This window comes from Lysobacter sp. CA196, assembly GCF_052078695.1.
In the GTDB taxonomy this organism is placed as follows: Bacteria; Pseudomonadota; Gammaproteobacteria; order Xanthomonadales; family Xanthomonadaceae; genus Lysobacter.
Genome location: NZ_JBQJIN010000009.1, coordinates 38722 through 63732, shown reverse-complemented (window position 1 = coordinate 63732; position 25011 = coordinate 38722). Strand labels below are relative to the sequence as shown.

Genomic DNA, 25011 nt, shown 5'->3' with positions numbered 1-25011 from the left:
CTTGCGGTTGCGGCGCTTCTTGCCGCAGGGGCAGTGAAGCAACTTCTAAAGCTTCTGTCCGCTGCGATGGCATCGCAAGTTCGGAACTGCGTCAAGCACATTACGGCAACGACAACGGTCGTCGTTGCTCTTGGGTAGGAGCGACGCAAGTCGCGACCAAGGGACGCGCAGAGGTAACAACGCCAATGTCATTCACCGAAGCGGTGTGCTTTCGCGAGGAGTAGGAGCGGCGCAAGCCGCGACCGCGTTGTGTCCCGCTGCGGCGTTGCTTGCCGTAAGGCTGTGAAGCAACATCTAAAGCTTCCGTCCGCTGACGCGGCCGGGTTACTTTCTTTTGCTGGCCCAAAAGAAAGGTAACCAAAGAAAAGGCCTTCCTTGACGAAGCTCCCCTGCGAGTTCGGTGCGTTCGCGGGGATTTTCCGATAAGACATCCTTGTCTTATCGAAAAACGGCGCACGTCCTGTGCGCCGCCCTCCGGGTCTACGATCGCATCGTGAGTTCGGTTCTGCGCCAAGCTTTCATGGCAACGGCAACGGCAACGGCAACGGCAACGGCAACGGCAACGGCAACGGTCGTCGTTGCTCTTGGGTAGGAGCGACGCAAGTCGCGACCAAGGGACGCGCAGAGGTAACAACGCCAATGTCATTCACCGAAGCGGCGTGCTTTCGCGAGGAGTAGGAGCGGCGCAAGCCGCGACCGCGTTGTGTCCCGCTGCGGCGTTGCTTGCCGTGAAGCAACATCTAAAGCTTCCGTCCGCTGACGCGGCCGGGTTACTTTCTTTTGCTAAGCCCAAAAGAAAGGTAACCAAAGAAAAGGGCTCTCCTTGACGAAGCTCCCCTGCGAGTACGTAGCTGTCGCCGGGATTTTCCGATAAGACATCCTTGTCTTATCGGAAAACGGCGCACGTCCTGTGCGCCGCCCTACGGGTCTCCAGGCGTCCTCGCGAGCTCGTCGCTGCGCCAAGCTCTCACGGCAACGGCAACGGCAACGGCAACGGCAGGTTGCCGTTGCCGTTGCCGTAAAGATTTTGCTGTTGCTTTGCGTCGCCTTGCCCTAGCGAAGGCAATCGAAGACCCGGAGGGCGGCGCGCAGGGATGCGCGCCGTTTTCATCGGGACAGGGATGTCCCGTATGTAGATCCCCGCGGAAGCACCGTTCGCGCGGGCCCATGATTCAAAAAGAAGCAACTTCTTTGGTTAGCTTTCTTTTGTTGCTTTAGACAAAAGAAAGTAACCCGCCGCTTTAGTGGCGGAAGCTTTTGGCGTTTGATTCAGATCTGGCTCTTGCTTGATGGATGCGCCGTAATACCGTCGGAACGCGGTCGCGACTCGCGTCACTCCTACCCTGGGCCTACGGCCGGCAACGACGCGAGACCGTTGCAGCGCGGTCGCGGCTTGCGCCGCTCCTACCCCCGCGGAAGTGCGCCGCTTCGAGGAGCGACCTAGGCGTTACCGCCTCTGCGCATCCTTTGATCGCGGCTTACGCCGCTCCTACATTTGGAACGGTTCGTCGCACGACAACGATCCGCCAGCCCACAACGCAACAGGCCGCCCGAAGGCGGCCTGTCGATATCGATCGGGAAGCGAGAACTCAGATGCCGTCGACGCGACGGGCTTCCATGAACTTGCCGCTCCAGTAGCCGGTGTCCAGGCTGGAGACGGTCACGTCCTTGCCGGTGCGCGGGGCGTGCACGAAGCGGCCCTCGCCCAGGTAGATGCCGACATGGTCGACGCGGCCGCGGCGGCCGAAGAACACCAGGTCGCCTTCGGTCATCGCGTCGCGGTCGATCACCGCACCGGTCTTGGCCATCTCGCGCGAGACGCGCGGCAGTTCGATGCCCAGGGCGTTGCGGAACACGTAGCCGACCAGGCCACTGCAGTCGAAGCCCTGGTCCGGGGAGCTGCCACCCCAGCGGTAGGGGGTGCCCAGCAGGCCCAGGGCGCGCTGCAGCATGCTCTTGATGCGGCTCTGCTCGGCGACCGGGATATCGGCCTTGCCGAGGTTCACGTTCGGGCCCAGCAGGCGGTTGAGGTCGGTCGCCAGGAGCAGGGCGCGATCAGACAGGGTCATGGCCTCCGGGAGCATGTTGCTGGCGGTCGGCTCCGGCGCATCGGCCGAGTCGTTGCGCAGCGAGGTGCCGCCCGGGAGGGAACTGCCGAGGCTCGAACCCAGCGCAGAGGACTGCTGGGCGAAGGCGGGCAGGGCGCAGACCGCGAGTGCGGCGGTCAGCAGGATTCGTTGGCTGGCCCGGACGACCGTGGTCGTGCGAGCGGTGGCGCAAGGTGCTTGGGGGGTGGCAGCCAGGCGGCCGTGGCGAGTCAATTGGGTCGTCACGTATTAATCACGAAGTCGTCACCGATAGGGGATGATGCCCGTCATGTGCGAGATATAGGTTCAAATTTCGTTAGGCGGTCGTTAACAAGGCTGTGATTTGATTCACAATTTTCATCTGCGCTATGCCCGATCGCGCATTCATGAAAGTCTCGTTACTTCCTGAGAACCCGTTTCGCGCCGCTGTAGTGGTCGACCCAGTAGGCGCCGTCGAGGCGGTCCAGGCGGACCGTGCCGCCGGTGCTCGGCGCATGGACGAAGCGGCCTTCGCCGACGTAGATGCCGACGTGGGAGACGTTGCCGCGGTTGCCGAAGAAGACCAGATCGCCGGCCGCGAGGCGCAGCGGCTCGATCTTGGGGCCCTGGTAGGCGGCCAGGTCGCGCGAGGTCCGGGGCAGGCTCAGCGACAGCATGTCGCGGTAGACGTAGTTGACCAGGCCGCTGCAGTCGAAGCCGCTGTCGGGGGTGTTGCCGCCGTAGCGGTACGGGGTGCCGACCAGGCTGATCGCCCGCATCAGCACGGCGTTGGCGGCGCCGGGGTTTTCCGGCTCGGTCCGCGGCCATTCGCGCACCGGCTTGCCCGGGGGCGGGCGGCGGACGACTTCGCGACCGCCGCCGCAGGCTGCCAGCAGGCCGCACAGGACAGCGGCCATGGCCAACGCCGGCCACGGCTTGCGCACCCGCGCTGGCGCGGGAGCGGTGTTGCCGGGATAATGCGCGGCCTTCGTCACGGCCGATAGCTTGGCGGCTAAGCGCCGAGACGACAAGACAGTCCACGTGTCGTTTTGTGGCGGCCCGCTCAAAGACGGTGTCGCCGTTTCCTTTCCTGATCGCCCGATGGCGGTCTCCAGTCGGGTCCTGCAATGAAAATCGAGAAAGATCGCGTCGTCCGTTTCCACTACACCGTGTCCGAGCAGGGCAACGAGCCGCTCGAGACCTCGGAAGGCCGCGACGCGCTGGCGATCCTGATCGGCCACAACAACATCATCCCGGGCCTGGAAAAGGCGATGGACGGCCGCGAAGCCGGCGACAAGTTCGAAGTAGACGTGGTCGCCGCCGAAGCCTACGGCGCCCACCAGGAAGGCCTGACCCAGCGCGTGCCGAAGAAGTACTTCAAGGACGCCAAGCTGTTCCCGGGCATGCAGGCCGTGCTGCCGACCAGCTTCGGCCCGCGCGCGGTGACGATCCTCAAGGTCGGCATGAGCGTGGTCGACGTCGACCTGAACCACCCGATGGCCGGCAAGGACCTGCACTTCGCCATCGAGATCGTCGAAGTGCGCGAAGCCAGCAAGGAAGAGATCGAGCACGGCCACGTGCACGGCGACGGCGGCCACGCGCACTGAGCGCGACGCCTCTGCGATCAGCGACGGCCCGCCTGCGCGGGCCGTTTCTTTTTGGGCGACGGGTCGAGGCCGCTGCCGGCCGAGGCGCGGACGTAGAATCGCGATAGCCGCGGGCGCGGCCCAACCAGCGCCGAGCGAGTGCCGACAGCGCCATGGCCCCCACCGACGACAGCGAGAGCATGAGCGCCAACATCGCCGCCCCCGGCCTGGCCCCGATTCCCGCCCATGAACGGCTGCTCGCACTCGATGCGCTGCGCGGCCTGGCCCTGCTCGGGATCTTCCTCAGCAACGCCGAGATGTTCACCCGCCCGCTGACGGATATTTCCGACGGCATCGATGCGCAACTGCGGGGGCTCGATCACGCCGCGTCGGCTTTCGTCTACGTGGCGATACGCAGCAAATTCTGGACCCTGTTCTCGCTGCTGTTCGGCATGGGTTTTGCGGTGATGTTCGAACGCTCGCGCCAGGCCGGGCGCGCTTTCCGCCCGCTGTATCTGCGCCGCAGCGTCGGTCTGCTGGCCATCGGCCTGGTCCATGCCTGGTTTATCTGGGCCGGCGACATCCTGGTCACCTATGCGCTGGCCGCGTTCGCGCTATTTGCGATGCGCTCGTTGTCGCCAGGCGTCTTGTGGCGGATCGGTCTGTGCCTGTATCTGAGCGTGCTCGGCTTCTTCCTGATGATCGCCGTCGTGTTGGCGATTCCCGGCGTGGCGCAATCGACGGCCGCCGACAGCGCCGCCGACCGGGCCGAGCGCGCCGCCGAAATCGCCGCCTATGCGCACGGCGACTATGCGCAGGCGACGGCGCAACGGCTCGCTTATTTCGCCGGCGAGACAGTGTCGAGCTGGTTCAGCATGGTGCCGATGGTGCTGGGCTTGTTCCTGATCGGCGCCTGGTTCGTGCGCAGCGGCACGCTCGCTGATCCGGCCGCACATCGCCATCGCCTGAAGTCGATGATCGCTTACGGCGTGCCGGCCGGCGTGGCCCTCACCGGTTTGAGCCTGCTCATCGACAGCTCGCCCACGTTCACCCCGGTCAGTGCCGCCTCGGTTGCGGCGAGCACTCTGCACATGCTCGGCGCCTTGCCGTTGGCGTTGGCGCTGATCGCCGGGGTCGTGCTGATCGTGCATGGCGGTGCGCGCTGGCCGCTGCGCTTCGCGCCGGCCGGGCGGATGGCCTTGAGCAACTATCTTGCGCAATCGTTGATCGGCACCCTGGCGTTCTACGGCTATGGCGTCGGCCTGTGGGGGCAGGTGCCGCTGGCGGCGCTGATCGCAGCGACCTTCGCGGTGTTCGCCCTGCAGATGCTGCTGAGCGCGGCATGGCTGCAGCGCTACCGCTTCGGCCCGATCGAATGGCTATGGCGTGCCTTCACCTATTGGGGCTGGCCGCCGATGCGGGTTCGGACGTCGTAGCGAGCGTTTGCGTTTGATCTTGCGGGATCGGTGCGCCAAAGATCGAAACAGTGCGGTCGCGACTTGCATTGCACCTACCCTGGGCTCTGGCCGGAGCGGCGCGAGGTTGAGGCGTGGTGCTTGCTGCTTCAGGAGTAGGAGCGACGCAAGTCGCGACCGCGTCCTGGCAACTGCGGGCGTACCCTTCAAGCGAAAGCAAAGCTTCCGTCCGCTGACGCGGCCGGGTTACTTTCTTTTGCTGGCCCAAAAGTCCCACAGGGAGTTCCTTCGGTCAAAGCTAACCAAAGAAAAGGCCTTCCTTGCAAGGGCACAAGCCCGCGCGTTCGAAGCCGACGCAGGGATGCTCCAGACAGGCCATCCATGGCCTGCTTGCGCACGGCCCGCATCCTTGCGGGCCGCCCTACGGGTCAGCTATTGACCGGCAAAGCGGCAAAGCCGATCAAAATCACGACAACGACAACGACAACGACAACTTTGGGTGCCGCGACATGCTCTTGGGTAGGAGCGGCGCAAGCCGCGACCGCGTGGCTTCAAGTTCGCGCTGCTAATTTCGATGCCGTCGCCTCGGCCGTTGCTGTTGCTGCTGCTGTGCGCCGCCGAGCACTCGCGAAGGCAACAGAAGACCCGGAGGGCGGCCCGCATGGATGCGGGCCGTTTTTCATCGGGACAGGGATGTCCCGTATGAAAAATCCGTGCGTCTGCACCGCTCGTGCGGGCCTGTGATTCAAAACAAAGCATTTTTCTTTGGTTAGCTTTCTTTTGTTGCTTTAGACAAAAGAAAGTAACCCGCCGCTTTAGTGGCGGAAGCTTTTGGCGTTTGATCTAGGTCTGATCTTGCTGAGAGAGGCGCCGCAAGGCCGTCGCAGCGATGTCGCGGCTTGCGCCGCTCCTACCCGGCGAAAGTACCCCACCTCGATCGATGACGACGGCGATGCCATCGCTGCGCGTCCCGCGGTCGCGGCTTGCGCCGTTCCTACCCGGCAAAGCGCGCCCGCTTCGATCGATGACGAGGGCGATGTCATCGCTGCGCGTCCCGCGGTCGCGGCTCGCGCCACTGCTACAGGGAAGGTGTGGCCACCCAAGAGGGATTCGCTACCCCACAAGAAAACAGGCCGCCCGAAGGCGGCCTGTCGATACGGTCGATTCACCGGGACCGCAGGCTCAGTTCACCGAGACCGCACTCCAGGCGCGGGCGACCGCGTTGTACTGGGTCGAACCGTTGCCGTACAGATCGCTTGCGGCGTTGAGCGTGGCGGTGCGCGCCTGCGGGTAGGTGGTGCTGCTGGTCATGTACACGGTCAACGCGCGGTACCAGATGCGCTGGGCCGCATCGCGGCCGATGCCGGCGATGCTGGTGTCGCTGTTGCAGACCAATTGGCTCGGTGTGTAGCTGAAGCCGGTCGGCGACACCGCGCCCTCGGCGAGCAGGTAGTAGAAGTGATTGGCCGGGCCGGACGAGTAATGCGGATCGACGCCGGCGAAGCCCGTGGCCGGGTAGCAGTTATACGACTTGCCGCCATCGGCATCGCCCGGGCGGAACATGTAGCGCAGGGCTTTCTTGCCGTCCGGGTTGCTGCGGTAGATCTTCTCGCCGATCAGGTAGTCGCCGGCATCGGTGGCGTTGTTGGCGTAGTACTCGACCATCGTGCCCATGATGTCGGAAGCCGCCTCGTTGAGGCCGCCGGCGTCGTCGGAATACACCAGGCCGGCAGTGGCTTCGGTCACGCCATGGGTCATTTCGTGGCCGGCGACGTCGAGCGCGACCACCGGGTACCAGGTCGAGGTGCCCAGACCGTAGGCCATGAACTTGTACGGTGCGCCGTACCAGCCGGCGTTGCCGCCGGTGCGGCCGCCCTGGGTGCGGAACAGCACGTTGACGATGCTCTTCACGCCGACGCCGTCGTTGAAGATGCCGTTGCGGCCGAACACGTTCTTGTAATAGTCCCAGGTCGCGGCGACGCCGTAATGCGCGTCGGAGGCTTCGCTGGCGACGCTGGACTCGGTGTTGTTGCCCCAGTTGTTGTCGGCGTCGGTCATCACCGCGGCCGAGCTGTAGACGGTCGAGATTTCCTTGCCCACGCCGTCGCGAGTGTTGCCGCCGCCGCGGGTGGTGTCGACCATTTCATAGCCGCTGGCGGTCGAGTTGGTGGCGATCGACAGATCGCCGAGGAACAGGGTCTGGCCGGTGCCGACCGCGGCCGCGGTCTGGATGATGTTCCAACTGTCGAGCACCTTGCCGTTGCGCGCATCGACGAAGTAGCGCATGTCGGCTTCGCCCTGGCGGTCGGACACGCCGCGCAGACGGATCTCGTAGGCCAGCACCGGCTTGGCGCGGCGCGCGTACACGACCAGGCCGTTGCTGCTGACTTCGTCGATCTTGCCCTGGAAGTCGGCGCCCGCGGCGACCATCGCCTCGTCGGCCTTGATCGATGCGGCCAGGCCCGGGCGTTCGCTCGACTTCAGCGACAGGCTGGCGTGCTTGAACCGGCCGTTGCGCGAGTGCACGACGACGTCGCCGCCGATCACCGGCAGGCCTTGGTAAGTACGGTCGAAACGGACGTGTTCGCTGCCGTCGCGGTCGACGACCACATCGCGCACGGTGAACGCATCGGCGCTGGCGCGCTGGGTGGCAACGGCGGCGGCATTGTCGATCAGGCCGCGCGCGCGACCGGCGGCGGCAGAGGCATTGGGGTTGGCGGCAACAGCGGGAGCGGCGGCGAGTACCGAGACGACGGCGGCGGCGAGAAGGCGGACTTGCATGTGCATTCGTAAAGACCCTTTGGCTGTAGCGGCTAAGTGCGAGCCTTCCGTGGAAGGCGTACTGAACACATTCGCCAGGGCGTGTTCGCCCTTGGCACATTCACGATGCGTGGCACATTACCTGTGCCAAACGTCATGACGAATCCACAATGGGTTCATTTGAAACTGTTGTCATGCGGCATTGCGTCACGGTTTCTTTCGATGCTCGTCACGGGATTTTTCGCGCTGTTTTTGCGGCCTCGCTTGATTTTTCGCAGCGCAGCGCTTTAAGCACATTTCGATTCGGGTAGCTGAACGAAACCGCCGCGATGAAGCCTATGGATCGCTCACGCGGCAGGCCCCGCGATTCCGCGCTGCGCATTCGCTTGCGCATGCCGTAGCCAGGGTGACAAAAAAGAACGGCCCGCTCGCGCGGGCCGTTCCGGGTCTTGCCTGGTAATACGGGGATCAGTTGACCGAGACCGCGCTCCAGGCGCGGGCGACCGCCTTGTACTCGTTCGAGGTGCCGCCGTAGAGATCGGTGGCGGCCTGCAGGGTGGCGGTGCGCGCCTGCGGGTAGGTGGTGCTGGAGACGAAGTAACGGGTTAGCGCGCGGTACCAGATCGCGCCGGCCTTGGCGCGGCCGATGCCGGCGATCGAAGCGTCGCCGTTGCAGACCAGTTGCGCCGGGGTGTAGTTGAAGCCGGCGGGCTTCACCGCGCCTTCGGCGAGCAGATAGAAGAAGCGGTTGCCCACGCCCGAGCTCAGGTGCGGGTCGTACTTGCCGTTCTGGCCGGTCTGCGAGGCGGTGAAGCCGCCGACGGGGTAGCACGAGAACGAGCGGCCGTCGGCGTCCTGCTTGAACATCAGGCGCAGCGCCTTGGTGTCGCCGGGGTTGTTGATGTAGACCTCTTCGCCCAACAGATAATCGCCTGGGTCGTTGACGTTGCCGACGCTGAATTCGACCAGGGTGCCGAAGATGTCGGAGGTGGATTCGTTGAGGCCGCCGCTGTCCTTGATGTTGTAGTAGCCCAGGCGCGCGGTGGCGCCGGTCACGCCGTGGGCCATTTCGTGGCCGGCGACGTCGAGCGCGACCAGCGGGCGATAAGTCACGCCGTCGCCGTCGCCGTAGACCATCGCGCTGCCGGTCCAGTAGGCGTTGACCAGGTTGGCCGGGCCGTAATGCACATAGCTCTTCACGCCCTGGCCGTTGTTGAAGATGCCGCTGCGGCCGTGCACGTTCTTGAAGTAGTCGAAGGTGGCGGCGACGCCGTAGTGAGCGTCGGCCGCGGCCGAAGCGCGGTCGGAGGTGGTGTTGTTGCCCCAGACGTTGTCGCTGTCGTTGAAGGCGACCGCGCCGGAGGTACCGGACTGGTTGCGCGCATCCAGGGTCTGGCCATTGCCGCGGGTCGGGTCGGTCAGGGTGTAGCCGCCGCTGATCGAATTGCCGACCAGGCCGACGTTGCCCAAGGTCAGGGTCTTGCCGGTGCCGTTGGCGGCCGCCGAATGGACGCGGTCGTCTTCCTGCAGCAATTTGCCGGTGGCAGCATCGAGGTAATAGCTGATCAGGCCCGGCGCCGGGTCGTTGCGGCGGTCGCCGCTGACGTCGACCTGATAGGCGAGCGTCGGTTCGGTGCCGCGGGCGAAGATCACCAGGGCGGCCGGCGTCATCGCCGTGACCGTGCCGTCGAATGCCGCGCCGGCTTCGACCTTGGCTTGTTCGGCGCTGATCTTCGGTTCGATGGCGGGACGCCCGAACGTGCGCATATTGTCGCCCTGGCTGATCGACTTCAGCTCGCCGTTGCGCGAATGCACGACCAGATCGCCGCCGACCACCGGCAGGTCGCGGTAGGTGCGTTCCATGCGCACATGCTCGGTGCCGTCGCGGTCGATCATGACGTCGCGGGCGACGAAACCGTCGGCTTTTGCGCGATGCACTTCATCGGCAGCGACGGTTTCCAGCAGGCCGCGCGCGCGTTGCGCGGCCGGCGAAGCCGCGGCCTGCTCGGACGAGGTCGAGGCGGCGACGAGGTCGCTGCCCGAGCGGGCGCCGACCGCGAGTTGGCTCGGCGCCCGCGCCGGATGCTGCGCGGCGGCGCTGGCGAGGGCGCCGGCAGCGGCAGGGGCGCCGGTGGGGGTGGCCGCGGGCGCGGTGGCGGGCGCGGCGGCGAACGTGGTCGAACCCGAGCTCGACAGGGACGCGCTCGCCAACACGGCGATGGCGCCGACGATGGCGGTGCTCAATACAGCGGTCTTCAGTTGCATGGGTGGATCCCCTAATGAAGGTAACGGTCGTGTTTTGTGAGGTGCTCTGCTTGGTTTTTCGCAGCCTCCGGCGGCGCCCTTCGTCGGTTGCGACGGGGGACGTTCGGCTTGGAGGGATCGGCCTATCGGGTGTGCAGCGGTGGCGTCTGCGTGAGTCGGACGGTGGGCCTGCAGTGACGTTAGGCCTCCAGCCCGCTGTGCTTGAATGAAAAATCGGTGCGAGCGGTCACGTAACGGCGACCCGCATTTCGCGCTTGGTCACAGAACCGGCGCGATAGGCGAAAACGCGGTGGACGCGCTAGCGGATCGCGGGCTCGATGCGCGGCGACGAGGTGTCGAGATTGCCCATCGCCGCGGCCTTGCATGCGCCGCTGTACGGCGAATCGCTCGGCGAATCGCCAGTCGACGCGGTCGGCATCGATGGATCGCAGCGTTCCGTTCGCCGTGCAGCCCCTCGCGACAGCCCGCAGCGCGGCGCCGCCCGCCCCAAGCCGCAAAGCCCGCGGCGCTCGTCGCGGCCCAGTCTTAGTACTATGCGGAACGTGCCGAGCGGTTCCCGGCGGCACCCGGGGCCGCGGCGGCGACGCTGCGGCCCGGCCACGCGACAACGAACCGGACTGGCTGACAGGGCAAATGCGCGAAGCACAGGTGGGTGGGGTGGAACAGCGAACGGCCGCCGCGGGCGGCGAAGACGCGATCGTGATCGGCGCGGGCGTGATCGGCCTGACCTGCGCCCTGGCCTTGCTCGAAAGCGGGCGCTCGGTGCGGGTCATCGATGCCGGCCGCATCGGCGGCGGCAGCTCGCACGGCAATTGCGGCACCATCACCCCGAGCCATGCCACGCCGCTGGCCGCGCCGGGCGTGATCGCCCAGGCCCTGCGCTGGATGCTGACCCCGGACGCGCCGCTGTACGTGCATCCCAAGCTCGATCCGCAGTTGTGGGGCTGGCTGCTGCGCTTCGCCACGCGCTGCAACGAGCGCGACTGGCGGGCCAGCGCGCAGGCCAAGTCGGCCCTGCTCAACGATTCGCGCGAACGCCTGGAAAGTTGGGTCGGGCGCTACGGCCTGGTCTGCGAATTCGACACCGCCGGTGTCGACTATGTGTTCCGCGACGCCAAGGCTTTCGCCAGCGGCCAGCTCGAACTCGACCTGCTGCGCGAATTCGGCATCGGGGTGAGCCTGATGGACGGCGCCGCCTACGAGGCCCAGGACCCGGCCTTCAAGCCCGGCGTCGCCGGCGCGATCCGTTTCGACCACGACGCCGTGCTGCGGCCCGACCGTTACGTCGCCGAACTCGCGCGCACCGTGCGCGAGCGCGGCGGCCGCTTCACCGAGCAATGCGCGCTGCGCGACCTGCGTCGCGAGGGTGCCGAGATCGAACTCGACACCAGCCTGGGGGTGCTGCGGGCGCGCGACGTCGTGGTCGCCATCGGCGCCTGGACGCCGAAGCTGTCCGATGCGATCGGCCTGCCGTCGCTGCAGCGCGCGATGCAGCCGGGCAAGGGCTATTCGATCACCTACGACCGGCCGCCGCTGATGCCGCGCCGGCCGGTGGTGCTGCGTGAGCGCAAGGTCTGCGTGACCATGTGGGACAGCGGTTTCCGCCTCGGCAGCACCATGGAATTCTCCGGCTACGACGAGAGCCTCAACCCGCGCCGGCTCGCGGCCCTGGAACGCGGCGCCGCCGAATACCTGCACCATCCGGTCGGCCCGGTCGAGCGCGAGCGCTGGTACGGCTGGCGGCCGATGAGCGTCGACGACGTGCCGCTGATCGGCCGCGTGCCCGCCTGCGAAGGGCTCTGGCTGGCGACCGGCCACGGCATGATGGGCGTAAGCATGAGCGCGGGCACCGGCCAGCTCGTCGCCGACCTGATCGCCGGGCGAGAGACCGCGATCGATCCGCATCCTTATCGACCGGAGCGCTTCGCATGAGCACGCCCCTCGAAGCCAGCAACGGCAGCAGCCAATTCGACCTGATCGTGATCGGCGGCGGTTCCGGCGGCCTCGCCGGCGCCTTCCGCGCCGCCGAACACGGCGCACGCGTGGCCTTGCTGGAGCCCTCGCTGCTCGGCGGCACCTGCGTCAATGTCGGCTGCGTGCCGAAGAAAGCCATGTGGCTGGCCGCCGACATCGCCGGCAAGCTGCGCATGGCGCAGTCGCTGGGTTTCTCCATCGACGCCGACCCGAAACGGCCCTGCGCGCTGGACTGGCCGACCTTCATCGTCCATCGCCAGCGCTACATCGCCAACATCCACGACAGCTACCGGCGCCGTCTCGACGCTTCCGGCATCGCCGTGCTGCCGATGCGCGCGCAGTTGCTCGACGCGAATACGGTCGAATGCGAGAACGGCGCGCGCCTGAGCGCGCCGCGCATCTTGATCGCGACCGGCGGCCACGCGGTCAAGCCGGAGCTCCCGGGCGCCGAACTCGGCGCGACTTCGGACGATTTCTTCCAGTGGTGCGCCGCGCCCGAACGCGTCGCGATCATCGGTGCGGGGTATATCGCGGTCGAGCTCGCCGGGGTGCTGCAGGCGCTCGGCAGCCAGGTCGAGGTGTTCGTGCGCGGCCAGCGCCTGCTCGAAGCATTCGACGCCGAACTGACCGCGCAACTGGCCGAGGACTACCGCCAGAACGGCGTGCGCCTGCATTTCGGCCATGCGGTCGCGGCGCTCGAAGCCGACGGCTCGCGCGTGCGCCTGCGCGGCGCCGACGGTTCGCTCAGCGAGCCCTTCGACCAAGTGCTGTTCGCGACCGGGCGCCGCCCCAGCACCCAGCGCATGGGCCTGGAGCGCGTCGGCGTGACGCTCGATCCGCGCGGCCACATCGTCGTCGACGAGCTGCACGCAACCAACGTCGTCAACATTCACGCCGTCGGCGACGTCACTCCCGACGCCCAGCTGACGCCGGTGGCGATCGCCGCTGCGCGCCGGCTCATGGATCGCGTCTACGGCGGCCGCGAGGGCCGGCTCGACCAGAACGACATCCCGACGGTGGTGTTCTCGCATCCGCCGATCGGCCGGGTCGGCCTGACCGAGGAGGAGGCGCGGGCGCGACATGGTGACAATCTGCACATCTATCGCGCCGGATTTCGGCCGATGCTGTACGCCCTGGCCGAGTCGCCGCAGCGCAGCCTGTTCAAGCTGGTCTGCGTCGGCCAGGAACGCCGCGTGGTCGGCATCCATCTGCTCGGCGAGGCCGCCGACGAGATGCTGCAAGGCTTCGCGGTCGCGCTCAAGCGCGGCATCACCCTCGACGACCTGCGCGACACGGTCGCCATCCATCCGACCAGCGCCGAGGAAGTGGTGCTGATGCGCTAGCGGCGGCGATCGCCGCGCGGCGCGCGCCAGGCAGGCGATCCGAGCAGGGGCAGCGATGAATCAGCAGGGACGTCATTGGGTGCGCGCCGGCGCGATCGGCGCCGCGATTTTCTCGAGCACGGCTTTATTGGGCACGGCCTCATTCGCCGCGCTGGCCTTGGCGACGAGCGCCTCGGCCGTCGCCGCCACCGCGGCACCGGCGATGGACATCGCCGACCTGCTCAGCGTGCCGCGGCCCGACCAGATGATCGGCGCGAGCGATGCGCCGGTGCTGGCCTGGGTGTCGAACGATCAGGGCGTGCGCAACGTGTGGACGGCGCGCGCGCCCGGCTTCGCGCCGCAGAAGCTCACCGCCTACGACGAAGACGATGGCCAGGCCATCGGTCCCTTGCAGCTCAGCCGCGACGGCCGCTGGTTGGCCTATGTGCGCGGCAGCGGGCCGGACGCGGCCGGCAACAACAGCAACCCGACCAGCGACCCGGACGGCCAGGAGCAGGCGGTGTGGGTGGTCGCCAGCGACGGTTCGGGCAAGCCGCAGCGCATCGGCGCCGGCCGCGGCATGCAGTTCGCGCCGCAGGGCGACGCGCTGTTGGTGCAGGGGCGCATGCTCGGTTGTTACGCGGTGCCCGGCATCAAGGCGCCGGACTGGTGCAAGGAAGCCCTGATCAAGACCCGCGGCAGCAACAGCGCGGCGGCGTTCTCGCCGGACGGCAAGTTGCTGAGTTTCATCAGCGACCGCGGCGACCATAGCTTCATCGGCGTGCTCGACCTGGCCGCGCGCACGGTGCGCTGGATGGGCGCGGACTTCAATCGCGACAGCAACCCGGCCTGGTCGCCGGACGGCCGCCGCATCGCCTTCCTGCGCATGGCCGCGGCGCGCAACGGCGAGCAGTTCGACCTGACCCGCGCCAATCCTTTCGAGATCTGGGTCGCCGACGCCGCCACGGGTCAGGCCAAACGCGTGTTCCGTTCCAACGATCACGCTGGCGGTTACGCCCAGTTCGCCGAGCCTGACCCGCTGCAGTGGAGCCGCGACAACCGTCTGCTGTTCAGCTCCGAACAGAGCGGCTGGCTGCATTGGTACGCGCTGTCGCCCGAGGGCGGCGAGCCGGTCGCGCTGAGCCGGGGCGAATGCGAGGCCGAAACCAGCGTACTGGCCGAGGACGGCCGCTTCTTCTTCAGCGGCAACTGCGCCGAACTCGATTACCGGCAGATGTTCGCGGTCGACGCCAAAGGCGCCGCGCAGACACTGCTGACCGGCAAGCACGAAATCGCGACCGAGCCGGTCGCGGTCGCCGGCGGGCAGTGGTTGGCTTTCCGTCATGCCGATGCGCGCCGGCCGAGCGCGATCGCGGTGATGCCCCGCAGCGGCGGCGAACTGCGACGGATCTTCCCGGCGCAGTTGCCGGCGGGTTTTCCGATCGACCGCCTGGTCGAACCCAAAACGCTGAGCCTGCGCGCCAGCGACGGCGTCGTCTCGCACGCCACCGTGTTCGAGCCGCCGGCCTCGTTCAAGGGCAAGCGCCCGGCGCTGGTCTACGTGCACGGCGGCCCGGTCCGGCAGATGCTGCCGGGCTGGCACTACGGCAGCTATTACTACGCCGACTACGCCAGCAATCAGTGGCTGGCGAGCCAGGGCTTCGTGGTGCTGGCCTTGAATTTCCGCGCCGGCACCAATTACGGGCAAGCCTTCCGACGCGCCGAGAAACAGGGCCCGCGCGGCTTCAGCGAGTATCAGGACGTGTTGGCCGCACACGCCTATCTGACCAAGCGCGACGACATCGACGCGCGCCGGATCGGCATTTACGGCGGCTCTTACGGCGGCTTTCTGACCGCCTCGGCCCTGGCGCGCAATTCCGACCTGTTCGCGGCCGGGCTCGACCGCCACGGCGTCCACGATTGGCGCGAGAGCGCCAAGGGTGGCGACAACAGCGGCCTGTGGGGGCTGGGGCCGGACGAGCTGGAGCTGGCCTGGCAATCCTCGCCGATGGCGCACGTCGACAGCTGGCGTTCGCCGGTGCTGTTCGTGCACGGCGACGACGACCGCGCGGTGAAGTTCGCCCAGAGCGTCGACCTGGTCGAGCGCCTGCGCGCGCGCGGCGTGCCGGTCGAGACCCTGGTGCTGCCCGACGAGGACCATTTCTTCCTGCGCCACGCGACCTGGCTGCAGGTCCATCGCAGTACCATGGAGTTCTTCCGCCGGCAGCTGAAGCCCGGCGCCGATTGAGCCGAACGCATGACGCCGCACCCGACTGAACCCGTCTACCGCCTGCACCGCGGCACCGCGCCCTTGCTGATCAGCCTGCCGCACGATGGCGCGCTGATCCCCGACGCGCTGTCCGCGCGCATGGTCGCCTCGGCGCGGCGCGCGCCGGACACCGATTGGCACGTGTCGCGCCTGTACGCACTCGCCCGCGCGTTCGGCGCCTCGATCATCGTGCCGAGCTATTCGCGCTACGTGGTCGACTTGAACCGTCCGCCCGACGACACCTCGCTGTATCCCGGACAGAACACCACCGGCCTGTGTCCGGCGGTGCAGTTCAGCGGCGAAGCGGTGTACCTCGAAGGGCAGGCGCCGGCGCCGGACGAGGTCGCCGAACGCGTCGAACTGTATTGGCGCCCGTATCACGACACCCTCCTTGCCGAGCTCGACCGCATCCGCGGCGAGCACGGCCGCGCGGTGCTGTGGGAAGGCCATTCGATCCGCGGCGAAGTGCCGTTCCTGTTCGAAGGCCGTCTGCCGGACCTCAACCTCGGCACCGCTGCCGGCAAGAGCTGCCTGCCGGAATTGCAGGCCCGGCTCGAACGCATCCTGGCGGCGCAGAGCGACTACGAATGGGTCGCCAACGGCCGCTTCAAGGGCGGCTACATCACCCGTCACTACGGCGACCCCGAGATCGGCGTGCAGGCGGTGCAGTTGGAGATCAGCCAGCGCAACTACATGAACGAGGCCTCCTTCGCCTACGACGAAAGCAAGGCGGTGCGCCTGCAGGTGGTGATCGAGGCCTTGCTGCGCGCGACCCTCGACGCGGACGACGCATGACCCAGGCGCCGACGGCGCCGCTGCTGACCCTCGGCCAGGCGCGGGCGCTGCATTTGGCCGCGCAAGGCCTGCTGGCCCGGCCGCGCCGCCGCGCGCGCCGGCCGGATCTGCTCGCCGCCATCGTGCGCATGCAGTTACTGCAGATCGACACCATCCACGTGGTCGCGCGCAGCCCCTATCTGGTGCTGTTTTCGCGGGTCGGCGGTTATCGCGCGCGCTGGCTGGAGGAATTGCTGGCCGAGCGCGAAATCTTCGAGGTCTGGGCGCACGAAGCCTGCTTCGCGCCGATGAGCGATTACCTGCTGCATCGCAATGGTTTGCCGCAGCGCGCGCATCACTGGGCGATCCGCAGCGCCCAGCGTCATCGCCAGAGCAGCGGCGCCAAGATCGATCGCCTGCTCGGGCACATCCGCGAGCTCGGCGCGGTCAAGTCCTCGGACTTCGAACGCGAACCCGCGACTGCCGGCGGGGGCTGGTGGGGCTGGAAGGACGAGAAGCGCTGGCTCGAAGCCGGCTTCGCCCTCGGCGAGCTGATGGTCGCGCGGCGCGACAACTTCCACCGCGTCTACGACCTGGCCGAGCGAGTGGCCGGCGTGGCGGTGCCCGGCTGGGACAGCACGTCGATCGACGCCGCGGCGGTGCGGCGCGACACCCTGCTCAAGTCGGTGCGCGCGCTCGGCATCGCCCAGGCGCGCTGGATCGCCGATTACTACCGGCTGCGTCCGCGCCTGCGCGACGCCGACCTGGCCGAGCTGGTCGAGGCCGGCGACCTGCTGCGGGTCGAGGTCAAGGGCTGGGCCGCGCCGGGCTATGTCCACCGCGATCATGCCGACTCGCTCGCATCGGCCGCGGCCGGGCGCTTGCGCGCGACCCACTCGACCCTGTTGTCGCCGTTCGACCCGGTGGTCTGGGATCGCGAACGCGCCAGCGAGTTCTTCGGCTTCGACTACACCCTGGAGTGCTACACGCCGGAGCCGAAGCGCCGTTACGGCTATTTCGTCCTGCCGATCCTGGTGCGCGGCCGCCTGGTCGGGCGCCTGGATGCGAAAGCGCACCGCGCCGAGGGCGTGTTCGAAGTCAAGGCGCTGTACCTGGAGGAGGGCGTCGTCGCCGACGAGAGCCTCGCCGCCGAAATCGCCCGCGCGATCGACGACTGTGCGCGTTGGCACGAAACACCGACGGTGCGCTTGACGCGTTGCCGGCCGGCGGCCTTCGCCAAGCCGTTGAAGGCGGCGTTGGCGGCGCGGGCCTGAGTCGAAGCGTCGAAGCCAGCAGGGAGAGATCGCGCCGGCTCAGCCTGAGCGCTGCACGATCACCACGCAGGCCGCGATCAGGCCTAGCAGGGGAATCAGGTTCAGCACCAACGCCGGCACCGCGATGCTGTGGCGTTCGCGGCGGAACAGCGCGACGATCGCGAGCAGGCTGCCGAACAGCCAGCTCGCCGCGGTGAACAGGATCGCGCGGCCGGTGCACTGCAGGCTCCAGGTGCCGCATTTGTCGTCCGGGGTCAGGCCGAACACGAACAGCCAGGCCAGCACCGGGCCGAGCAACAGCGCGAACCAGGCCAGCACGCCGAACAAACGCGGCCGCGCGTACTCGACGCCGGCGTCGGGAAAGGCGTCGGCCAGCGTTTCGGCGTAGGCATCGGCATCGCGCTCGCTCAAAGCGCCTTCGGCGCGTTCAACCGGCATGGCGCGGTCCCTCCGCAGGGCGCCCGCCAAGAGCGGGCAGGGTGGCCGGGGCGTCCTTCCATATCGATCTCCTGGCCCATCGTTGCGTCCAAGCTGCCGCAAGCCGCGGCATGACGGCGTGATGCCGGAGAGAACGCCGCAAGGCGGTTGTTGCGAAAAGGAAACGCTTCGCGAAAGACCGATGCGTCGATGTCGAAGGCCGCACGCGGCGGTCGCGACGGTCTCGGCGGAAATCCCGTGCGGGCAGCGGACGGCGTCAAAAAAACAGTGTGGCAGGTTGGGATAAGTCCCAAAAAAGAAACGCCGGACAAGGCGGCGGGCATCTCAAAAGAAACGCCGCACGAGGCGGCAGACACTCTAACTAAAAGAAACGCCGCACAAGGCGGCAGACACTCTAAAAGAAACGCCGCACGAGGCGTGCGGGCATCTCAAAAGAAACGCCGCACAAGGCGGCGTTTGGTATCGCACGAGCGGAGGGCGAGGCTCAGACTTCCAGGGTCGCCAGGTCGCCCTTGGTTTCGAGCCAGGACTTGCGGTCGCTGGCGCGCTTCTTGGCCAGCAGCATGTCCATCAGCGAATGGGTCTGGGCGTTGTCGTCGATGGTCAGCTGGACCAGGCGGCGGGTGTCGGGGTGGATGGTCGACTCGCGCAGCTGCGAGGCGTTCATCTCGCCCAGGCCCTTGAAGCGGGTGACGTTGACCGGGCCGCTGAGACCCTTCTTGCGGTCGCCTCTCTCGCGCTCGATCTTTTCCAGGAGGATGCGTTTTTCCTCCTCGTCGAGGGCATAGAACACGGTCTTGCCCACGTCGACGCGGAACAGCGGCGGCATCGCCACGAAGATGTGGCCGCTGGCGACCAGTGCCGGGAAGTGGCGCAGGAACAGGGCGCTGAGCAAGGTCGCGATGTGCAAACCGTCGGAGTCGGCGTCGGCGAGGATGACCACCTTGCCGTAGCGCAGGCCGCTGATGTCTTCCTTGCCCGGATCGCAGCCGATCGCGACCGCCAGGTCGTGCACTTCCTGCGAACCGAGCACGCTGCCCGAGGCGACTTCCCAGGTGTTGAGGATCTTGCCGCGCAGCGGCAGGATCGCCTGGAAGTCCTTGTCGCGGGCCTGGCGCGCGCTGCCGCCGGCCGAATCGCCCTCGACCAGGAACAGCTCGGTGCGCGAGAGGTCCTGCGAGCTGCAGTCGGCGAGCTTGCCGGGCAGGGCCGGGCCCTGGGTGATCTTCTTGCGGGTGATCTGCTTTTCGGTCTTCAGGCGCGCGGCGGCGCGCTCGATCGCCAGCTGGGCGATGCGCTCTCCGAGTTCTGTATGTTGGTTCAGCCACAGCGAGAAGGCGTCGTGGGCGGCGCCCTCGACGAAACCGGCGGCCTGGCGCGAGGACAGGCGTTCCTTGGTCTGACCGCTGAACTGCGGATCGGTCATCTTGATGCTGAGCACGAAGGCGACCCGGTCCCAGACGTCTTCCGGGGCCAGCTTGACCCCGCGCGGCAGCAGGTTGCGGAAGTCGCAGAACTCGCGCAGTGCGTCGGTGAAGCCGGTGCGCAGGCCGTTGACGTGGGTGCCGTGCTGGGCGGTCGGGATCAGGTTGACGTAGCTTTCCTGCACCAGCTCGCCGTCGGGCACCCAGGCCACCGCCCAGTCGACCACTTCGGTGTCTTTCTTGAGCTGGCCGACGAACAGGTCCGGCGGCAGCAACTCGCGCTGCGGTTGGCTGTCGCGCAGCTCGCCCGACAGGTAGTCGCGCAGACCGTCTTCGAAGTACCACTCGATGCGCTCGCCACTGGCCTCGTCGAACAACTTGACGTTGAGGCCGGGGCACAGCACCGCCTTGGCGCGCAGCACGTGCTTGATCGAGCGCAGGTTGAACTTGGGCGTGTCGAAATACTTCGCGTCGGGCCAGAAGCGCACGCGCGTGCCGGTGTTCTTCTTGCCGACCGTGTTGACCACTTCCAGCGGGGTGGCGCGGTCGCCGTTCTGGAAGGTCATGCGGTATTCGTTGCCGTCGCGCTTGATGTGCACTTCGACCAGCTTGGACAACGCGTTGACCACGCTCACGCCGACGCCGTGCAGGCCGCCGGAAAAGGTGTAGTTCTTGTTGCTGAACTTGCCGCCCGCGTGCAGGCGGGTGAGGATCAGTTCGACGCCGGGGATGCCTTCCTCGGGGTGGATGTCGACCGGCATGCCGCGGCCGTCGTCGGAGACCTCGCAGCTGCCGTCGGCGTGCAGGACGACCTCGATGCTGCGGGCGTGGCCGGCGAGCGCCTCGTCGACCGCGTTGTCGATGACCTCCTGCGCCAGATGGTTCGGGCGGGTGGTGTCGGTGTACATGCCCGGGCGTCGTTTGACGGGGTCCAGCCCGGAAAGGACTTCGATGTCGGCGGCGTTATAGCGACTGCTCATTAACTGGAGGGCGTGGCCGTGGTGTTCGGAGCGGCGAGAATGGCGACGGCGGGCTAGGTGGTCAAGCCGCACGACGTGAAGAGTGGGTAAGAAGCTTGGCCCACTTGCGTCTCGCCTGGCGAGACCGGCTGAGACGGCGGCCCGGCCTGCTCGAACGGAGGCCGCGCCGGCGTGGCGTGGCGGGTTGATATCGGTCGATTCAGCCACCAGCATGGGGGTAGGGGTTAGGGTCCGCCGCGTCGCTCAGGGAAGCGGTGCGCCGATTGGCTCACTGCCCACGACACACGGCGCAGCCCGTCGCGCCGGTCCCCATTCCGTCAGGAGGCCACACCATGAACATCCGCAAGCTCGTGCTCCCCGCCGCCATCGCCGCCGCCCTGGCCATGTTGGCCGCGCCTGCCGCTTTCGCGCAGCAGGACCCGCAGACCGACGCCAAGAAGGCCGAAGAGGCCAAGAAAGCCGAGGATGCGAAGAAGGCCGAGGCGCAGAAGAAGGCCAAGGCCGACAAGAAGCAGTCCGGCGACCGCGGAGTCGAGCCGGAAGAGGAAGGCGACAAGTAATTCGGGTCGCATCATCCGGGTTGCGGTATGCACCCACGTTTCTACGAAACGCCCCGGCTCGCCGGGGCGTTTTCGTTGCTGAAGCCGGTAGCATCGAAGGACCGTCAGTCAGGAGACCGTCATGGCGATCCGCATCGTGAGACTCGGCAGCCCGCGCCTGAAGGGCGAGGGCACCCGCATCGGCACGGTGCGGCGGCCGCCGCGCGGGGTGCCGAAGAGCGAATTCGCGACCCGGGACTGGTACGACGTGTGGTTTCCCAACCTGGCGCCGAGCGCGGACACGATCAAGCTGGGCCAGGAAGCGCAGACCCCGGCGCAACGGACCGCCTTCGTGCGCAAGTACCGGGCCGAGATGGCCACCCCGGACAATGGCCATATCCTGCAATTGCTGGCGACCCTGTCGCAGCACAGCGATTTCTCGGTGGGCTGTTATTGCGAGGACGAGGCGCGCTGCCATCGCTCGGTGCTGCGCGAGTTGCTGGCCGATAAGGGCGCGAAGCTGGCCTGAGGTCTGTGGCGGCCCGGGGTTGGGGCGGCGTCCCACGGGGAATTCTGCGGTCACGAGCCGTAACCCGCGCCGGCGGGCGAAGTGGCGCGGTCGCGGCTTGCGCCGCTCCTACCCTTGAAAGCTGGGGTGGCGCGATCTGCGAGAACGCTCTCGGGCGGTTCCGGCCGCAATCGCCAGGGCCGGAACGGTCCGAGCCGATAGACCGCCGTTTCCGCCGCAGGCCTTGCCGCATCGGGCTTTCCGGGGCGCCTGGGCGATCGCCGGCGCTGTCAAGCAGTCGCGGGCCAAGCCGTCAGCCTGTAAACTGCGGCTTTCCAGCGGCAGCAAAATCCATGACTCCCCTGATTTTCGTCACCGGCGGCGTGGTGTCCTCCTTGGGTAAGGGCATCGCGGCAGCCTCGTTGGCGGCCATCCTCGAAGCGCGCGGGCTGCGCGTGACGATGATGAAGCTCGACCCCTACATCAACGTCGATCCGGGCACGATGAGCCCGTTTCAGCACGGCGAGGTCTACGTCACCGACGATGGCGCCGAGACCGACCTCGACCTCGGCCACTACGAGCGCTACCTGCGCACACGTCTGAGCCGCAAGAATTCGATCACCACCGGCCGGATCTACGAAAACGTGATCCGCAAGGAACGCCGCGGCGATTACCTCGGCGGCACCGTCCAGGTCATCCCGCACATCACCGATGAGATCAAGCGCTGCATCGTCGAGGCCACCGAAGGCTTCGACGTCGCCCTGGTCGAGGTCGGCGGCACGGTCGGCGACATCGAGTCGCTGCCGTTCCTCGAAGCGATCCGCCAGTTGCGCACCGAGCGCGGCCCCGAACACGCCTTGTTCATGCACCTGACCCTGGTGCCGTTCATCGCCGCCGCCGGCGAGCTGAAGACCAAGCCGACCCAGCACTCGGTCAAGGAACTGCGCTCGATCGGTATCCAGCCCGACGTGCTGCTGTGCCGCAGCGAACAGCCGCTGCCCGACAGCGACCGCCGCAAGATCGCCTTGTTCACCAACGTGCCCGAGAAAGCCGTCATCTCGGCGGTCGATCTCGACAACATCTACAAGCTGCCGCAGTGGTTCCACGAGCAGGGCCTGGACGCGATCGTCCTCGACCGCCTGCGCATCCAGGCCGGTCCGGCCGAACTGCGCGAATGGAACGAAGTGGTCGACGCCACCGAGCATCCGGTCGACGAGGTCACCATCGCCGTGGTCGGCAAGTACATCGACCACCAGGACGCCTACAAGTCGCTGTCGGAAGCGCTCAAGCACGGCGGCCTGCGCCAGCGCACCAAGGTCAAGCTGAAGTGGCTGGAATCCAGCGAGATCGAGCGCGACGGCGTGGAATCGCTGAAGGGCGTCGACGGCATCCTGGTGCCGGGCGGCTTCGGCGACCGCGGCTTCGAAGGCAAGGTCGCGACCGCGAACTACGCGCGCGAGCAGAAGATCCCGTACTTCGGCATCTGCTACGGCATGCAGGCGGCGGTAGTCGATTACGCGCGCCACGTCGCCGGCCTGGACAACGCCAACAGCACCGAGAACGACAAGAACAGCCCGCATCCGGTGATCGGCCTGATCACCGAGTGGCGCACCGCCACCGGCGAAGTCGAACGCCGCAGCGAAACCAGCGACCTCGGCGGCACCATGCGCCTGGGCCTGCAGGACCAGCGGATCAAGCCCGGCACCTTGGCGCGTGAGTTGTACGGCCGCGACGTGGTCGGCGAGCGTCACCGCCACCGCTACGAGTTCAACAACCGCTACCGCAGCCAGCTCGAGGACGCCGGCCTGGTGATCTCGGCCAAGTCGATGGACGACCTGCTGGTCGAGATGGTCGAACTGCCGCGCAGCGAGCACCCCTGGTACCTGGCCTGCCAGGCGCACCCGGAATTCCTGTCGACGCCGCGCGACGGCCACCCGTTGTTCATCGGTTTCGTGCGCGCCGCGCGCGAGGCCAAGGCCGGCGGCAAGCTGCTGCGCGAGGTCACCGGTTGAATCCGGCTCCGGCCGACCCGGACCCGGGCGCGCAAGCGCGGGCGAGCGTCGGCCGGCCTGCACGCAACGATTTTCGCGGCGCCGGCCGCTGGATGATGGGCTTGGCGCTGGGCGCGGTCGCCGCCGGATACCTCGCGTATCGGGCGATCCTCGGCGAAGGCGCCGACGGCCTCGGCCTGCTGGGCGCGAGCATGTTCACCATCACCCTGGCCGTCGCCGGACCCTTGGGCTTGATCGGGGGCGTACTGTGGCTGGTCGGCGCGGCGCGTTCGAAACGCTTAAGCGGGCCCGGGCCATGATTCGCCAGGCCACGATCCGCCAAGCCACGATCGCCGGGCTTGTCCGCGGCGAGCGCGGCATCCACCGATGAAGATTCCTTCGTACTCATGAATTCAGGAAGCAAGCGATGAAACTCTGCGGCTTTGACGTCGGCCTCGACCAGCCTTTCTTCCTGATCGCCGGCCCCTGCGTGATCGAGTCGATGCAATTGCAGCTCGACGTCGCCGGCCAGCTCAAGGAGATCACCGGCGCGCTCGGCATCCCCTTCATCTTCAAGTCGAGCTTCGACAAGGCCAACCGCACCTCGGCGACGAGCTTCCGCGGCCCGGGTATGGAGGAGGGGCTCAAGGTCCTGGCCGAGGTCAAGCGCCAGATCGGCGTGCCGGTGCTGACCGACGTGCACGAGTACACGCCGATGGACGAGGTCGCCTCGGTCGTCGACGTGCTGCAGACCCCGGCCTTCCTGTGCCGCCAGACCGATTTCATCCAGAAGGTCGCGCGCGCCGGCAAGCCGGTCAACATCAAGAAGGGCCAGTTCCTGTCGCCGTGGGAGATGAAGCACGTCACCGCCAAGGCCCAGGCCACCGGCAACCAGCACATCATGGCCTGCGAACGCGGCGCGAGCTTCGGTTACAACAACCTGGTCAGCGACATGCGTTCGCTGTCGGTGATGCGCGACACCGGTTGCCCGGTGGTGTTCGACGCGACCCACTCGGTGCAGTTGCCCGGCGGCATGGACGGCAAATCCGGCGGCCAGCGCGAATTCGTGCCGGTGCTGGCGCGCGCGGCGATCGCGGTCGGCGTGTCGGGGGTGTTCATGGAAACCCACCCGCGCCCCGAGGAAGCCTTGTCCGACGGCCCCAATGCGGTGCCGCTGCCGAAGATGCGCGCGCTGCTCGAGACCATGGTCGAACTGGACCGCATCACCAAGAAGAACGGCTTTTTGGAACAAGATTTCTGATGCGGCCCGCGTTGCGGTTCGAACCCTGCCGCAGCGCGGCCGTCGCTGGGCCGGGACATTCGTCGTCCCGTTCGTGTTCCGGCCAGCACACATCGGGCTGGCCGGTGCGGTTCCGCCGCGCCGCCCGCACCGTGTCCGCGCGGCCCCTCCGGATCGATTCGATCC

19 protein-coding genes are annotated in these 25011 nt (G+C 67.3%); 12 read left to right on the top strand and 7 right to left on the bottom strand.

Going from position 1 to position 25011, the window contains the following annotated elements; all coding sequences use genetic code 11:
* Nucleotides 1-1589 precede the first annotated feature (1589 nt).
* Complete coding sequence (locus ACTOWK_RS10595; RefSeq protein WP_051885445.1) at nt 1590-2303, bottom strand: C40 family peptidase; 714 nt, start codon at nt 2301-2303, stop codon at nt 1590-1592.
* 182 nt (nt 2304-2485) lie between these two features.
* Nucleotides 2486-2983, bottom strand: a complete 498-nt coding sequence (locus ACTOWK_RS10590; RefSeq protein ID WP_441330135.1) for a C40 family peptidase — start codon at nt 2981-2983, stop codon at nt 2486-2488.
* Between the two features lie 210 nt (nt 2984-3193).
* On the opposite strand from ACTOWK_RS10590, the gene ACTOWK_RS10585 reads away from it, so the two are divergent.
* Both ACTOWK_RS10585 and ACTOWK_RS10580 read left to right on the top strand, forming a co-directional pair.
* On the top strand, nt 3194-3673 hold the full coding sequence (locus tag ACTOWK_RS10585) for an FKBP-type peptidyl-prolyl cis-trans isomerase (RefSeq protein ID WP_441330134.1): 480 nt from the start codon (nt 3194-3196) through the stop codon (nt 3671-3673).
* A gap of 152 nt (nt 3674-3825) precedes the next feature.
* Nucleotides 3826-5088, top strand: coding sequence for a DUF418 domain-containing protein (locus tag ACTOWK_RS10580; RefSeq protein ID WP_441330133.1), 1263 nt, complete (start codon nt 3826-3828; stop codon nt 5086-5088).
* Between the two features lie 1161 nt (nt 5089-6249).
* On the opposite strand, the gene ACTOWK_RS10575 is transcribed toward ACTOWK_RS10580, so the two are convergent.
* From ACTOWK_RS10575 to ACTOWK_RS10565, 3 genes are all read right to left on the bottom strand, one after another.
* Nucleotides 6250-7848: a M4 family metallopeptidase gene (locus ACTOWK_RS10575; RefSeq protein ID WP_441330132.1), complete on the bottom strand. Its 1599-nt coding sequence runs from the start codon at nt 7846-7848 to the stop codon at nt 6250-6252.
* 208 nt (nt 7849-8056) lie between these two features.
* The gene (locus tag ACTOWK_RS10570; protein WP_441330131.1) at nt 8057-8221 is read right to left on the bottom strand and encodes a hypothetical protein; all 165 of its coding nucleotides are present in this window, start codon (nt 8219-8221) and stop codon (nt 8057-8059) included.
* Between the two features lie 74 nt (nt 8222-8295).
* Nucleotides 8296-10092, bottom strand: a complete 1797-nt coding sequence (locus ACTOWK_RS10565; RefSeq protein ID WP_441330130.1) for a M4 family metallopeptidase — start codon at nt 10090-10092, stop codon at nt 8296-8298.
* A 657-nt stretch (nt 10093-10749) separates the two neighbouring features.
* Between ACTOWK_RS10565 and ACTOWK_RS10560 the strand changes: the two genes are divergently transcribed.
* From ACTOWK_RS10560 to ACTOWK_RS10540, 5 genes are read left to right on the top strand one after another with little or no spacing between them, the layout of a single operon-like run.
* A complete protein-coding gene (locus ACTOWK_RS10560) occupies nt 10750-12024 on the top strand; it encodes an NAD(P)/FAD-dependent oxidoreductase (RefSeq protein WP_441330129.1) in 1275 nt (424 codons plus the stop codon).
* Nucleotides 12021-13409, top strand: coding sequence for a glutathione-disulfide reductase (gene gorA / locus ACTOWK_RS10555; RefSeq protein ID WP_441330128.1), 1389 nt, complete (start codon nt 12021-12023; stop codon nt 13407-13409). The genes ACTOWK_RS10560 and gorA overlap by 4 nt, the downstream gene beginning before the upstream one ends.
* 55 nt (nt 13410-13464) lie before the next feature.
* Nucleotides 13465-15636, top strand: coding sequence for a S9 family peptidase (locus ACTOWK_RS10550; protein WP_441330127.1), 2172 nt, complete (start codon nt 13465-13467; stop codon nt 15634-15636).
* Nucleotides 15637-15645: 9 nt separating this feature from the next.
* Nucleotides 15646-16452, top strand: a complete 807-nt coding sequence (hutG, locus tag ACTOWK_RS10545) for an N-formylglutamate deformylase (protein WP_441330126.1) — start codon at nt 15646-15648, stop codon at nt 16450-16452.
* The gene (locus ACTOWK_RS10540) at nt 16449-17705 is read left to right on the top strand and encodes a winged helix-turn-helix domain-containing protein (protein ID WP_441330125.1); all 1257 of its coding nucleotides are present in this window, start codon (nt 16449-16451) and stop codon (nt 17703-17705) included. Before hutG ends, ACTOWK_RS10540 begins: the two co-directional genes overlap by 4 nt.
* A 39-nt stretch (nt 17706-17744) precedes the next feature.
* On the opposite strand, the gene ACTOWK_RS10535 is transcribed toward ACTOWK_RS10540, so the two are convergent.
* Both ACTOWK_RS10535 and parE read right to left on the bottom strand, forming a co-directional pair.
* Nucleotides 17745-18143: a hypothetical protein gene (locus ACTOWK_RS10535; RefSeq protein ID WP_441330124.1), complete on the bottom strand. Its 399-nt coding sequence runs from the start codon at nt 18141-18143 to the stop codon at nt 17745-17747.
* 484 nt (nt 18144-18627) lie between these two features.
* Nucleotides 18628-20547 (bottom strand): DNA topoisomerase IV subunit B, encoded by a 1920-nt coding sequence (gene parE, locus ACTOWK_RS10530; RefSeq protein WP_441330123.1) that lies wholly within the window; start codon nt 20545-20547, stop codon nt 18628-18630.
* Between the two features lie 332 nt (nt 20548-20879).
* Here parE and ACTOWK_RS10525 point away from each other — a divergent pair, with 332 nt between their 5' ends.
* The 5 genes from ACTOWK_RS10525 (at nt 20880) to kdsA (ending at nt 24846) form a co-directional block, all read left to right on the top strand.
* Nucleotides 20880-21107, top strand: a complete 228-nt coding sequence (locus ACTOWK_RS10525) for a hypothetical protein (protein ID WP_441330122.1) — start codon at nt 20880-20882, stop codon at nt 21105-21107.
* 121 nt (nt 21108-21228) lie between these two features.
* Nucleotides 21229-21615 (top strand): DUF488 domain-containing protein, encoded by a 387-nt coding sequence (locus tag ACTOWK_RS10520; RefSeq protein WP_441330121.1) that lies wholly within the window; start codon nt 21229-21231, stop codon nt 21613-21615.
* Nucleotides 21616-21947: 332 nt separating this feature from the next.
* Entirely contained in the window at nt 21948-23606 is a 1659-nt protein-coding gene (locus ACTOWK_RS10515; protein WP_441330120.1) for a CTP synthase, read from the top strand.
* A complete protein-coding gene (locus ACTOWK_RS10510) occupies nt 23603-23905 on the top strand; it encodes a hypothetical protein (RefSeq protein WP_441330119.1) in 303 nt (100 codons plus the stop codon). Before ACTOWK_RS10515 ends, ACTOWK_RS10510 begins: the two co-directional genes overlap by 4 nt.
* Before the next feature lie 107 nt (nt 23906-24012).
* Complete coding sequence (kdsA, locus tag ACTOWK_RS10505) at nt 24013-24846, top strand: 3-deoxy-8-phosphooctulonate synthase (protein WP_441330118.1); 834 nt, start codon at nt 24013-24015, stop codon at nt 24844-24846.
* Nucleotides 24847-25011: the final 165 nt, after the last annotated feature.